This is a genomic window from Desulfotomaculum sp., assembly GCF_982386235.1.
Window position 1 is genome coordinate 85,993 of record NZ_CEVWQM010000006.1, and the last position, 13,965, is coordinate 99,957.

Below are 13,965 nucleotides of genomic sequence, written 5' to 3' on the forward strand. Positions count from 1 at the left end.
TGTGCCACAGCAAGGCGGCGGATTAAAGCAGATCGCTGTCCGTAATACACAGAAACCGGTAATCAATGATAAAGCCTGCCCCTCGTAAACAAGAAGGGCAGGCTTTATGTGTTGTTGCGGCAGCCAGACGATCATAGCGCCTTTTCACAGCGTCGTAGACTCTCGGCTTTGCGTCCCTGCCTTTCGACAGGTTTGCCCTTAACTATTTGATCGTTCGGGCTATTTAATTTTTCTTGGCCTTGTCGATCACCAGCTCCACATAGCGGTGGAGGACGGCTGCAACTTCGGCGCGGGTGGCAGAAGCGGCGGGATCAAAGCGGTTTTGGTCTTTGCCCGTCAGGATACCGGCCATCTGCATGGATTGTACCGCGTCCTCGGCCCAGCTTGCGATGCTGCCGCTGTCGACAAAGGTAACTGCTTCGCGGGTCTTGGATACGGTGTAGCCCAAGACTTTGGCATAATTGCTCATAATAACCGCCATCTGCTCGCGGTTGATGTTTTGGTCGGGCGCAAAGGTTGTCGTGCTTGTGCCGCTGACGATGCCCTTTTCGGCCGCCCATGCCACATAAGGCGCGTAGTAGGAGGAAGCGGTTACATCGGTGAACTTGCTGATTTTATAAGCTGTGGTGTCAATTCCTGCCATCCTGCCCAGGGCGGTGACAAACATGCCGCGGGTCATACTGGTACCCGGACTGAATTGGTTGTTGCCGGTGCCGGCGAACAAGCCCCGCGCCGCAACAAACTCGATGTCCGCTTTGGCCCAATGCTCTGCAATGTCGCTAAATACCGGTACGTCGTCCTTATAGCCGATGCCAAAAGTTGAGAAATGGCCGGTGGAGAAGCGCAGGAGCTTGGCGAAGCTGTCATAGCCGGAGCCCGTGAGCCAGTTTACCTTGTTGCCATCCACATGGACGCCAAAGAGATTGCCGGCCTTTTCATTTGCTCCCAGGGTATAGGGCATTGCTACCGATGCCAGCCCTCCGCCGAAGCCGGAAACGGTCTTGCCGCCGCACTGTACCGAAAGGTCAAACACCGGGCGGTTGCCAATGGCGGCTCTGGCCGCTGCGGACAACTTGCTGACCTCTGCTTTTGCTGCATTAATCATTACATCGCCGCCTGCCTGCCGGAATTGCGTGAGCGAGGTCAGATCGAAGGAGATGGTAATGGTGCTGCTGGTAATCCGAAGCTCCTTCACGCCTGCCTTGACAAGCTCACTCACGGCCTTTGGCGATAGAATGACCGAAAGACTGCTTGCGGCCTTATCGGTTGAAATGTTGACGGAAACAGCGATACCGTTTTTCTCGGTTCCATTCTTTTTAGCCAAATCCCGGGCCGCTTTGATGGCATCGGTGACGGCCTTATCCGATACATTAGTCGTCGCCTTGCCGCTGCCGTCCACTTTAACGTCTACCTTGATTTCCGCTGTGGCGGGCGGATCAGGCTGCTCGGTTGCTGCAGGAGGTGTGATGATGGTAGGCTTGCTATCATCAGCTGAGGAGCCTCCGTCGCCGCCTCCGCCACTACCCCCATTTTCCCCTGTTCCCGATTGGGCGGGGAGAACCGTCAAGTGAATGGTTTGCATGACTGCCGAATTCTCCGTCCTGACCCTTATCTCCGCTATCCCTTTAGCCAGAGCATTAATCACGCCGGATGCGCTGACTGTGGCTACCTGTTCGTTGTCGGAGCTGTAGGTTATGGTCTTGTCGGTGGCATTTTCCGGGAACAAATTAGGCTTAATCGCATAGGTCTTCCCAGTATAAATGCTTAAGTCAGTCAATGCCATACCATCGGCATTCAATATGGTCATGTGCGTAACGCCTATCGGCAGCGGAGGATATTTTACCGTTACGTTAAATTTCGCAGCCTGGTCTGGATCATCTACCGATACTGCGGTTATTTCCGCCGTACCCTCGGCAAGGGAAAGGATCTTCACCTCGTCACCCTCACCCCAAATTCTTACCACGCCATCATTAGAAGAAGTGAACACCAGCCTCTTATCCAAGCTGTCCTCCATTGCCGGATCAACGGCGGTAAAGCTCACTGCATCTTTAACTGACTGGGTAATATCCTCTCCCGGCTTCACTTCAATATTTCTTCCGCTCAAACCCCCGATAAGGGCGGTAGGAGTCACTTGGTTAGTTTCCAGAAAGTCCTCCTCCATGGAGAAACCCGCATAATCCGCCACGGCCTTGTTTACCGTCAGCTTGTACTCTTGACCTGCTTTCAACGGGCTTGCCGGAGTACAGCGCACCGCCTTTGTCAGGCTCAGTCCGCCAGCCCCGGTTTTTGCATTCAAAGCGGAACTGAAAGTTTCCAAAACAAGTCTGCCCCTGTCATCGGCAAGACTGATGGCATTTGCATTTGCGGCCTCAAAAGCACTCATATCCATGTATTTGCTGAAATACACATCTACATAGCGACCGCCGCTGCCCCATACGGTTTTTTCAACCTGGGGCCAACTTAATTGCACCATGGGGATATTGATGTCCAGTTGGGGCGGCAATACCTTCAGAGCGTCGCTATATGCAGTTTGGTAACCATCCTTAATAAATTGCACCATCCACCAGCCCTCTGGCACATCCCAAGCGTACTTGCCGTCAGCATCGGTAGTGAGAGGATTTTCCTGCAAATACCACTCCGCATCCCAAAACTCCCATTCAGTGCTGGCTTTGGCCTCCGCTGCATTATCTGCTTTGTCTGTAGGAAGATAGAGAGCCGTGGCCGTTACCCCTTGGATCCGGTTATCCTCCACGGCTTCATATACATATCCGCTAGGATCAAAAATATAGCGAGGGTTGATTATTGTTCTCCCGGTTCTGTAGTAACTATCGCCATCATACCAGTACCAGCCATCCCATTCATTACCGCTGTCCCACTTCGGCCAGCCGGACAAGCCCTTCAACTGGGTGGTTAGCCTGTTGTAATCGGAGTCAAATTCATTGTCGAACATATCCCCCAAAAGCTTGCCGGATATGATCCCTGCTATCCCGCTTACAACCTGACCCACTAAAGGAACAAAATTGGCGGCACTCCCTACCCCGTCTCCCACCAGACCAAGGGTTTTGCCCACCAAAATATCCTTGCCCATACTTGACAATTGATTGTCATAATACTCTGCCATGTGGGGCTGTAGGTTGGGGCGCACACTCTCATAGTTTATGAGCAGGTCTGCCATTTTGGCTGATTTTGAAAGATCGCCAAAGGCTCCCATCAGGGATTCTCCCTTACTGTATACTTCAATGGAGGTATTGACAAATTTAAGACCTGTAGCAACAGATGACATAGTCATCATTCTGTTTCTCTGTTTTCCCTCTGATGCTGGCAACAGACGTCTATCCAGATAGGCTGTAATAACATATTTCCCATCTACCAGTTCATAGGAAAAATCATAGCCATACATGCCATTTCCTAGAGGGGTACGGCTTTTGGCATTGGCCGGATCAAAGTCCACCTGCTCCGCCTTCATACTAACGGTTGCATTCACATTCCCCATGGTCAGATTGACTGCCGGAAGGTCTAAGGAGTTCAGATATCCATCTGCACCAAACTCATACTTGACATCCGCTTCTGTCTTGGTCGCATCTGCAAACCTTACTTCTGCTTCCGTTATATATGTCGGCACTTTCCCGTGATCATATTTTAGAACCTCCTTAAGCTCAAGGCTCTTTTCGTTGTACTCCACCGGGATGCTCGTGATGCTGTTCATAATATGAGTGGTAAACGCATTTCCGTTGCGTTCAGCTCTATTTCCTGCTATCCTCACATTCTTTACCTTGTCCCCATCGTTAAAGATGGCACTAACCTCAACATTACTACGGGGATCGACGGCGAAAGGGAATGCCGTTACTTCCGATTTGGGGTCTATTCCTCTGGTATTACCCCCCTGGGTAAAAATAATCTGCTCAAGTTGAGTCCCCTCAACTCCTACGAGAACCGTAGCAGAGTCAGTGTATTCCCTGTCCTCGCTCCTTGTTTTTGCCGTAATGCAATGGAAAATCGGCATCCCCCTGTCTGGCAGCGAAACCGCGGCAGACCATAGGCCTGTGGAGGCAGCTTTTACCTCGCCAATTATAATATTGCCGTCCCATAGCTCTACTATATTATTAGCAGGGGCAAGACCGCTGAGCTTCACAGGTTTTAACGCATCAGCTTTTTCCACCTCGGTGGGTGCATTTAAAATAATCCTTTTGCTACTAATGGCAACAGAGCCTATTTCTTCAAGCTGGGTTTCCCCATAGATCTTATACTTTAGCCGGAAGCTGGCTCCGATTTCCTTGTAATCCTCTATATCCTGAACCTTGACCCGATAAGTCAGAGAACCGGCGGCGGACACCTCATCCTCTAAATCAAGGGTAATGCGGTTGCCGTCGATAACAGGCGTTACATTTTTTGTGCCCTTTATCCTCCTATAGACAACTGAATCCTCAACCAGCGTCGTACCCGACGGGATATCAGCCACAAGCTCCAGATTTTCGGAAACTACCACAACTTTATCATAATCGTAAACAGCCCGCAGGGTCATAATCGTGCCGGGTGTTGCTAGACTATGACTGGAAGAAAGACCGCTGGCTGCGTTATGACGAAAATAACGGGAATCCCCGGCTGTATATATGGGCGCTTTGCTGCCAAGCTCGGTGACTTGGCCGTCCTGCACCGTAAATACTTCGCTGTGCAGGACGCATTTGGGGTCATCCTGCCACTGCGAGAAGTTAGCTATCCTTTTCTGTTCCCAAGATATAACAGCTTTATATCTACCGCTTGGCAGATAACCTGAAAGATTTGGAGCAGATGAAGGGCAGGCTCCCACATAGCTGCCATTTTCTCTGTACACATACAAGTATCTGGTCTCGCCCTGCCTTTGTTTACCGTCTCGATCGGTAATGTAGGCGTTAACACGCCCATATTGTTTTAAAACAGCTGTGACCTCGGCATAATTGTTTTCATCCAGAGTGGCATCTACTGTGACGCTGCCATAACTAAACCCTTCTCCATCCAGCGTAATCCTTATTTTATCTCCGGGCTTTCCGTTTGTTCTAAAATAAGGGAAATCTGGGCCAGGTAAATACACACTGGATGTCTCCTGCTTTGTAATATTCACTATCTGGACACGTAACTGACGAGGATTGAACCAGTTAAAATCCAATGCTGTCGTAATTCCAGACAAATTCATTGTCTTCACAATTAGATTTAGGGTCGCCAGTTCAGAAAGTGGTACTTTCACATCATGGGTGTTAGTTCCGTCATTCAGGGTGATTGCTTTCTCCACGGAATTACTCTCTGTATTAACGGAAATTTCACCGTTAATCTTGGCCACCTGCATGGTATAACTGCCATTATCGCCAGTAAGGCAGGATGTATTGATAACTGAACCATTGGTATATGTCTGGGTCATCAGCACATTGGCGTTTTTTATAGGCTCATTGTTATGATTCGTAACTGTCCCCGTTAACGTCACCACCGGCACTTTCTTCAGCCTGACCTCAACCGGGTTGTCTCCTATTTTCGATATGTTTTCAGATAAGGAGGCATCTTCATACCAATCGGCTGGATTTTTTGAATCTGTCTGATAGACGGCCTTAAGCTCAATATATGAATCTGTCGCTACATTTTGGGCAAAATAGAGGCCATCTGCTGCGGCATAGCCATTTTCATCTGTTCTGGCGAAAATTGTGTATGTTCCGTCATTCAGCAGAGTTGCCTCTCCCTTGACTGCCACATTACTAAGAGGCTTCCCGGAGCTGTCCTCCACAACCCGGACTTTAACCCGGGCAGGAGTTTTCGGAGCATAGGTCAGCCCGGTTTCTAATCCTGCTTTGATTTCGACAGATGGAGCTTCGTGAAGCAGCGTGTCATAGCCCAGGAAATGCTGCAGCTGATAAGCCCCCTCCAGACCTTCTAAGGTGGCCGCCGGGCTCCCCTCGGGAAACCGTGAAGTAAGGCTATTCGTGCCGGCTTTGCTCACCCTGACAAAGGAACCGGCTATGATTTTGTTGAATTCCGCTGTTTCCTCAGGACTCATCGCACCGGGAACTGCTTCTACCTTCAAACGGCCTGCCACAGCAAGGTTTGGCTTTGTGGTTATTGTTTCAGCTTGAACTGCAACTTGAAGAGAGGTTATCTTGCTTATCCCTTCGGTCAGCTCAAAATCCGCCTTGTAAATTTTGCTGTTGGCTGGTGTTTCGGTCAGTGTGACCTCCTTCGTTGCGGCTTGGACGGTTTTCCTCTCGTCATTCCATTCCTCATAGGCAACCTTAACCGTAGGGTTTATGACGGTTTCGGCAGCAATCAGTTCAAGGACCACCGTGTCGCCCATATAAAGAGAGCCGTTGATATTTTTACGCGGGGCATTAAGCCTCAGTTCGGTGGTTCCCTGTGCCGTCTGGGGATTGGTCGTGACGGTGACGCTGGGGCCATCGATTGTCCACATAGCCTTTTCATTCACCGCCTCCACCTTAAAGGTATATGCAGTATCGGGTGAAAGGCCGGTAACCGTATAAGATGTATTCGAGCTGCCGGTAACCGTCCCAACCTGGGTATCCTCTAGATAAACCCTATAGCCGGTCACTGGATTATCCGTCTGCTTGCCATCCTCGGCCTGAGACCAGCTCAGGCTGACCGTATGATGGGTCTTATCGGTTACGTTCAGGAGGCTCCCCGTAGGCCAATAAGGCGGGGCAAAGCCGTCTTCTGAAAGGGTGCTGACGGTTTGGGAAAGCACCTCTGAAACATTACCATCCATATCTTTAGCTTGTATTTCGAATCTGTAGTTCGTACCCGGCAAAAGAAGGGGAGCTAAATACTCAGGAACACTAAGATTCAGGTCTGACGGACGAATAAGCTCACTGCCCTTGTATATGCTGACAGTATATTCTACATACCCGTTATCCTGGGCCGCTGTCCATTCTAAGTGAATCTGCTCATATGTTCTTTCCCGAATAGACACAGCACTGCCTTCGGGCCAGTAGGGCTTCTGGATTGCAGTCATTGGGTTTAAATTAACTTCAATTTTTGCAGGCTCGGCGGAAGCATCGTCCGGCACTGGCAAAGCATCGTCCAACTCCGGCAAAATATTATCCGGCTCCGGCCAAGTATCGTCCGGCTCCGACAAAATATCACCCGGCTCTGGCCAAGTATCGTCCGGCTCCGGCGCGGCCCCCTCCTCCTGTGGAATGCTGCGGTCTGCTGTTTCGCTTATATTGAGCGGATCATCAACCTCCTCTGCTTGTATGCTCATGGGCATGGTGATAAGCATCATCACCGCCAATAATAAGGATATTATTTTTCTTAATTTTAACGGCATACTACCCCTCCCGATTAATCCATCTTCTATTCTGTATACCCGGTCATTTTATCCACCGTTCGTACACTCATGGCCAGCGCTTGTTCTCTGGAGGTGTTGGCGTATCCCGCCGCAATCTGGGCCTGGGTCACGGCGCGGGGCATGAATTTGCCGTCGCTGCCCTTGATAATGCCGAGCTTAGCAATATAAAGGCAGTCGTTTAACGCCCAGCCCAAGATATCCGCTTGATCTGTGAAGCTCACCTCAGCTCAAAATAGGGGATCCCCTCGAATGATCGGAAGTTTGTGTTTCAAACTAAATCCTCCTCGTATAAATTCATATTGTGAAAACAGCTACGCTGTGCATCACCAAGCCGTCCCCCGTCTGGAATTGGAAAAACAATTGCTTTACGATAGTTTTTTGACGGCGAATCTCTTTTTCTTTTTCGTTCCGGAAATCTTGATTTTATTCTTCCTCCGGCTTTGCCTGCGCAACTGTGATGCTGAACCCTGCGTCTTTCTCATAGGTGAGCGTAACACTGAAGCCCTCGCCATTTACCGCCGTATACATCATGCCGGTGCCGGTGTTCATCGCAAAGGTTTCCTCGGTAAAACTTTTCTTGATTTCTTCCAGATAGGCCGTAAAGTCTTCTTCCGAGATTTCCTTGATCATAATAAACAGAGAATCGTCGGCCTCCATCACCGAGACAATCTTGCCGTCTTTGAACTCGGGAATCCTTTTTGCCAGGTCGGACGTGGGCCATTCGCCCGCGCCAATGTTCAATTCCTGACCGTCCTCACCCTTGACGACCACCTTGTCGCCGTCAATGTCCGCATCCACGCCGGCACCCTGGAGGATTTTTTCGGCAGCTTTTTCCGCCGCCTTTTCCTTTGCGCCGCAACCGGCAAGAGATAAGGCCAGTAAAAGGACCAACAGCCCCGTTAAAAACTTCTTCATCTTCCTCTCTCCCCTCAATTATTTTAAGATATCGAACGTTCCGATCAGGGGCAGCCTCTTTGCTTTACCGCCAAAGCCGTTCACCAGTCCCATGATGAATAGTGCCAGAACGCCGATGCCAAATACGGGAAGCAGCATCCAGCCAATCACCGGGATGATACCCAGTATCACGTTGCCTGCTATCCCTAAAATCAAGAGCATCAAGGATTGATTGGCATGGAATCTGGCATATTTAGATTCGGGGCAGGCAATCAGCGGCAGGAAGAAAAGCAGATAGGAAAGACCTGCCATCGTTTTGTTCTTTTCGATGTCCTCCGGGGTGTGGATGTTTTGCTCTGTCACGCTAACTACCTCCAAGGTTTTTATGATGTATCTTGAACTTGCTTTACAGCTTGTTGCCGCAGCCGCCGCAGAATCTTGTGCCGGGTGGGTTTTCCCCGCCGCAGCCGGGGCACCTGGCGGCGGCCGGCGCAGTCATGGACGTTCCGCAATGGTTGCAGAAGCGCACCCCCTGCGCATTTTTCGCCTTGCATTTGGGGCAGTCCGCCAGCGCCAGCGAAGCACCGCAGTTGTTGCAGAATTTTCCTGTCCCGGCAGGCTTGCCGCAAGCGGGGCAAACGGTCGTCTTGCTTTCCAGCTTTCCCTTCCAAACAGTGGCGCTTTCAGCGGTTTCCTCAATGTTGCGCCGCATGGCGTCGGCGCGGGCCTTTGCCACGGCGATTTCCTGTCGGGGAGCGCATTCGGTGCACAGGCCCTCGTCCTCGTTGTAGCAGGAATCACAGACCCATTTACGGCAGCCGTGACAGCGGTTAAAGTGCTGCTGGGCTTCGTTTTTTGCCCGCTCAAAGGCTTTTTCATGCTCCTTCTGCCATTCGGGACTCATACCTTCAAACCGATCGGACAGAATGTTCCCGCCCTGCTCCAGCGAATACCCGAGGTTTCCCAGGCGGCCGCCGAGCAGACTTCCCAGCATGCCCACTCCCTGAGCAAGCCCCCGCAGCCCCCGGCCCTTTTTGTAGGTCTCTGATTCAATGAAGCTGCTTTTGTATCCATCCTCACAAAGGTCGCAGTAAAAGGTAAACTGGAAACCCGCCTCAGTGGAGTTGTCTTCATAATTCCTTGTAAAGGATTGCAGCATGGATTCACCTCATTTCCTGTTTGATTTGATTTTTTTGCCGCAGGCCGTGCATTTTTCGTTTTCGAAGAATTGCCGGGCACCGCAACGGGGATTTCCGCATGAGACCATCAGTGACGCACTGCACTGCTCACATTTTTCCCCCGCAAAGGTGGGGTTGCCGCAGGCGGGGCAGGGGATATACAGAGCCCTGCCGCAGCCCGAGCACAGAGGTTGCCCCTTTTTTACAGGCCGCAGGCAGGTGGGGCAGTGATACCCAAAAGGGCTGCTGCTTTGGCAGGAGGGGCAAAACCGTGAATCCGATTCTATGTATGCGCCACAATGGATACAAGGCTGCTTATAGCTTGCCATATCATTCCTCCTGTCCCTGACCGCAGACGGCGCAAAACGTATCCCCTTTTGATACGTGGGACTTGCATCGGGTACAGATGCGAGGGACACAGTCTGTACACATCATGCGATTCTCGTTGAAGTGTTCGTCGCAAACCCACCGATAACAGCAATTGCATCGGTTGAAGTGCAGCCGTGCGTCCTGTTCTCCCAAATGCAGGGCCTCTTTTGGGGTGTCGCAGACAAGAGGCGGAGTGGTATATCCGCTGCCGCAAATCTCACAGAAAAAGGTCAGGCGAAAACCGGCGCTGTCCCGCACCGTCCGGCATTTTGCCGTAAACAGGGGAAGCCCTCTATCCATCCTCATGATCCGTGCCCTCACCTTCTTTTCCCTGCACCTTCATGCTTTCCAACTCGTCAATAAAGGTGCTGAGCTTTTGCAAATTAAAATAATCAAGTCTGTGGATTGCTTCAATAATTTTATCTCGCAACCACTCCTTTTGCACAAAACCACCCTCTTTCGCATTGGCACAAGACCGTTGACTCAGTTAGATTTGCTTGGTAACATAGAGACGATGATTCCATTTCTTTTCAGTTTTATCATTTTCAGTTTCATCATATAGAGAATAACGCCTGCTGTAATCATCACCGGGGTGATTACGGGCCAAAACAGGGGTGATTTTTGGGGTGATTCGTCAAACCCCTTGGCAATTTTAACCAAAAAACGTTTATTCGGCGTCGGTACGATAATAAAACAAGCCTTGCAGAAAGGAATCGGTAATCTTATGAACAAGAAAACTATTGCTTGGACAGTGCTTCTTCTGTTCGTCCTGCTGACTGCCTGCGGGCAAACAACCGGGCTTCATCCGAAAAGACCGGTAACGCTTACCCTGTGGCACAATTTCGGAGGACAGATGCAGGCCATGATGGATGAGCATATCGAGGAGTTTAACGCCACGATTGGCAAGGAAAAAGGAATTGTGGTCAGCGTTACCTCTATTTCCGGCTCGGCTGCCATTCAGGAGAAGTTAACTATGATTGCGGCGGGTGACCCCGGTGCACCCGAGATGCCGGACATCACCACCTGCTATCCGGCCACAGTCGCCCTGCTCGCAAACAAAGGGCTGCTTGCTCCGCTGGACCGATACTTTACCGGCGAGGAGCTTGCGGACTATCTGCCTCGGTTTGTGGAGGAAGGCCGACTGCCTGACGGAAAGCTTTATGTGTTTCCCTTTGCCAAGTCCACCGAGGTGCTTTTTCTAAACCAGACCCTGTTTGATCGTTTTTCCACCGCAACCGGGGTGACGGTGAGCAGCCTTGCCACCTTTGAGGGGATTGCCGATGCGGCGGCACAGTACCACCGCTGGACCGATGAGCAGACGCCGGATATCCCAAATGACGGAAAAGCCTTTTTTACCGCCGATTCATTTTTCAATCTGGCTCAGGTCGGCATGGAGCAAATGGGAGTTTCCCTCTTTGACGGAGAGAAGCTTAGGCTGGACACGCCGGAATTCCAACGAATCTGGAACGTCGTTTTTGAAGCGGCAGTGAAAGGCGGCTACGCCATTTATGACGGCTATTCTTCCGACCTCTCCAAGACGGGCGATATCCTCTGCTCCGTGGGTTCGACAGCGGGTATTCTCTTTTATGGCGAGGAGATTACCTACCCAAACAATGTGAAGGAGGCTGTGGAATACACTGTTTTGCCCTATCCAACCTTTGAGGGCGGCAAAAAAATCGCCATCCAGCGAGGGGGCGGTTTAGCGGTGGCCAAATCCTCGCCTGAAAAGGAAGAAGCGGCCGCTTTGTTCCTCAAATGGTTTACCTCTCCGGTGCAGAACATGCGCTTTGTTGCGTCTACCGGCTATCTCCCGGTGACCGGTCGAGCTTTTGCCAATCACATGGAGCGGGAGATCACTCAAAACAATAACCCAAATATTCAAAAGCTGCTGCGCACTGCCACCACCGTTCACGGAGAATATGACTTTTACATACCACCGGTATTTGATGCCTTTAACAGCGTTAGCGGGAGCATGGAGGCCAACTTTTTTACCATAGCAGCACAAAGACACGAGCGGTATATGGCACACATCACCGCAATTGAGCCCGGCGCCGCATATGAGGCAGCGGCAAGGGGTGCCCTAAAAGAATTTATTGCAAGACAACCGTAAACAGGAGGGAATGCAGATGCTAAAACGGGGCTTCATCGAGACCCTGGGGCTTTACCGTGAGGCGATACGCCGTGGCGGTCAAAACGGCCTGCCTATGCGTCTGCGGTTGTTTCTTTTTCTGATTTTGTTCCTCAACACCATCATGCTGGGTGTTCTGCTCATCCTGTTTTCCTCCGGCGTGTTCAAGACCGGATTACTTGAACACAGGTCAGTTCTTGGAAGTGAGCTGACACACATTGCACAGGATATCTATAAATCCTTTGGTACTGTTTCGGTGCGGGCAGCAGACCTTGCCAAAGAACTCTCGGTAGAGTTGGAACGGAATCTCAAAGAACACGGCAGTTCGGCTGCTTCTTTGCAGGAAAGCCCCGATTTGCTGGAGCATCTGCTGGAGGATGAGCTGGGCAGGCTTACCGGCGCTTTGGAGAAGTCGGGCGCCAGCGGCGTCTTTCTTCTGCTGGATGCGACCGTCAATCCTGCGCTGCCCGATGGGGCGGATTCCCGGGCCTGCCTTTACCTGAAAAACATGGAGCCGAATATCGTCAACGGAATGGCGGCGAACCTGCGCTTTGGGGTTGGTCCCATGGCGATTGCAAGGAATCATGGAATCCACCTTCTTCCCCAGTGGCAGATGGAAATGGATGTGGGAGAGTCTCCCGGTTTTATAGAGGTCATGGCTGCCGCAAGGGAACAAAAGCGTCCTCTTTCCCGCCTTTACCGCTGGAGTGAGGCAATGCTTCTGCCGGGTGGCGGCGAGCGGATCATGCTCTGCACCGTGCCACTCGTTGCTTCTGACGGTACGGTGTTTGGCGTGTGCGGCTTTGAGGTAAGCGAGATGCTGTTTAAGCTCTCCCATGCACCGGAATCAGAGGGCTATGACCATTTGTTTTGCCTGCTCTCTCCGCTGGAAGAAAATACGCTGCGTCTGTCCGGTGCGCTCTTTGCCGGCAACTTTGCCGCAGGCCCCGCTGCGCCGGAACACACTCAAATTGAGATATCCTCCGGCTCGGGCGGTTTTTACAGCTACCGGCAGCCGGAAAAGGAGGACTATGCCGGCTTGCACGAGACAATATCCCTGTATCCGGTTGATTCTGCATATGGGGATGAGCAGTGGGCGGTGGCACTGATGATGCCCGATAAAGGACTTAATCTGCTGATTTCGGACAGGAGCCGCAACCTGATCTTAGGACTTCTGTTACTTATGTTTGTGAACGTTGGTCTTGCATCGTTTATCAGCCACCGATATATACGGCCGGTGGCTGCGGCCTTGGAACACCTGAAGAAACCTGATCCCGCCGCCAAAACCAAAATTCCTGAAATTGACGACCTGATCAAATTTCTCGCGGCTCAGGACGAATTGCCTGTGCCGGCAGAAACAAAAGAACTCCCGGCACAGGAGTATTCCACCCTGTATCAGGAGTTTATAAAGAATATCAAATCGCTTTCGGCCGCCGAGACCTCCGTTTTTAATTTATATGTACAGGGGCATACCGCAAAGGAAATTGCCAAGATTCTTTGTCTTTCCATCAATACCATCAAAACCCATAACCGGCGTATTTATATGAAGCTGAACGTTACCTCCCGCAAGGAGCTGATGGTGTATATTCAGATGATGGAGGAGGTAAGCTGTGCAAATGCGGAAAACAATTGAACCAAGAGAACTGAAGACCTTTGCATCACGCATCAGGTGGATTATAAGAGAAAGGCAGATTAAGCAGGTAGACTTCGCCAGAGCGCTTGGCGTCAGCGCAAATTATGTCTACCTGCTGACCAGCGGCAGGAAAACCTCCATTTCTGAAACGCTGGCACGGCTGATTGAAAGCACCTACGGCTACCCCGCCGAGTGGGTTCTTAGCGGGAAATGGCAGGAAAAAGACGAGGTGCCATATAGCGATTTAAAGGGTGACATCATCGGGAAAGTGAAACAGATGGATAATGAGGAACTGCGGGCAGTGGCGGCCTTTGTACGCTCTTTGCACGAATCGGATAGGAAATAAGCGAATATAGGAAAGCATGCAAATTGGCATCCTGTTTTGCCCACATCGTGCTGAATGCGACCTCCAAGAATGGTGGTGTGATCCGCCACAAATTCA

The 13,965-nt window shown here is 51.0% G+C and carries 10 protein-coding genes and 1 riboswitch; of the genes, 3 read left to right on the forward strand and 7 right to left on the reverse strand.

From position 1 onward, the window contains the following. Positions 1-115 precede the first annotated feature (115 nt). A riboswitch (cyclic di-GMP riboswitch) is annotated at positions 116-207 on the reverse strand. Positions 208-223: 16 nt separating this feature from the next. The 7 genes from AC1U9Z_RS05400 to AC1U9Z_RS05430 form a co-directional block, all read right to left on the reverse strand. Further along, complete coding sequence (locus tag AC1U9Z_RS05400; RefSeq protein WP_479956140.1) at positions 224-7,300, reverse strand: S-layer homology domain-containing protein; 7,077 nt, start codon at positions 7,298-7,300, stop codon at positions 224-226. Positions 7,301-7,326: 26 nt separating this feature from the next. Then, positions 7,327-7,542 carry a hypothetical protein gene (locus AC1U9Z_RS05405; protein WP_479956142.1) on the reverse strand — a complete coding sequence of 72 codons (216 nt, stop codon included), beginning with the start codon at positions 7,540-7,542 and terminating at the stop codon, positions 7,327-7,329. A 202-nt stretch (positions 7,543-7,744) separates the two neighbouring features. Next, positions 7,745-8,236: a DUF6591 domain-containing protein gene (locus tag AC1U9Z_RS05410; protein ID WP_479956144.1), complete on the reverse strand. Its 492-nt coding sequence runs from the start codon at positions 8,234-8,236 to the stop codon at positions 7,745-7,747. 18 nt (positions 8,237-8,254) lie between these two features. Next, positions 8,255-8,578 carry a DUF4870 domain-containing protein gene (locus AC1U9Z_RS05415; RefSeq protein ID WP_333529070.1) on the reverse strand — a complete coding sequence of 108 codons (324 nt, stop codon included), beginning with the start codon at positions 8,576-8,578 and terminating at the stop codon, positions 8,255-8,257. A 43-nt stretch (positions 8,579-8,621) separates the two neighbouring features. Next, positions 8,622-9,374, reverse strand: a complete 753-nt coding sequence (locus AC1U9Z_RS05420; protein ID WP_333529069.1) for a zinc ribbon domain-containing protein — start codon at positions 9,372-9,374, stop codon at positions 8,622-8,624. A gap of 9 nt (positions 9,375-9,383) precedes the next feature. Further along, on the reverse strand, positions 9,384-9,722 hold the full coding sequence (locus AC1U9Z_RS05425) for a double zinc ribbon domain-containing protein (protein WP_479956146.1): 339 nt from the start codon (positions 9,720-9,722) through the stop codon (positions 9,384-9,386). 332 nt (positions 9,723-10,054) lie between these two features. After that, positions 10,055-10,207, reverse strand: a complete 153-nt coding sequence (locus tag AC1U9Z_RS05430; protein ID WP_479956148.1) for a hypothetical protein — start codon at positions 10,205-10,207, stop codon at positions 10,055-10,057. Between the two features lie 198 nt (positions 10,208-10,405). Here AC1U9Z_RS05430 and AC1U9Z_RS05435 point away from each other — a divergent pair, with 198 nt between their 5' ends. Genes AC1U9Z_RS05435 through AC1U9Z_RS05445 form a run of 3 tightly spaced genes read left to right on the forward strand, consistent with a single transcriptional unit; the run spans position 10,406 to position 13,869 of the window. After that, positions 10,406-11,872: an extracellular solute-binding protein gene (locus AC1U9Z_RS05435; protein ID WP_479956150.1), complete on the forward strand. Its 1,467-nt coding sequence runs from the start codon at positions 10,406-10,408 to the stop codon at positions 11,870-11,872. 16 nt (positions 11,873-11,888) lie between these two features. Continuing rightward, positions 11,889-13,523 (forward strand): LuxR C-terminal-related transcriptional regulator, encoded by a 1,635-nt coding sequence (locus AC1U9Z_RS05440; RefSeq protein ID WP_479956152.1) that lies wholly within the window; start codon positions 11,889-11,891, stop codon positions 13,521-13,523. Beyond that, a complete protein-coding gene (locus AC1U9Z_RS05445; protein ID WP_479956154.1) occupies positions 13,507-13,869 on the forward strand; it encodes a helix-turn-helix domain-containing protein in 363 nt (120 codons plus the stop codon). The genes AC1U9Z_RS05440 and AC1U9Z_RS05445 overlap by 17 nt, the downstream gene beginning before the upstream one ends. Positions 13,870-13,965: the final 96 nt, after the last annotated feature.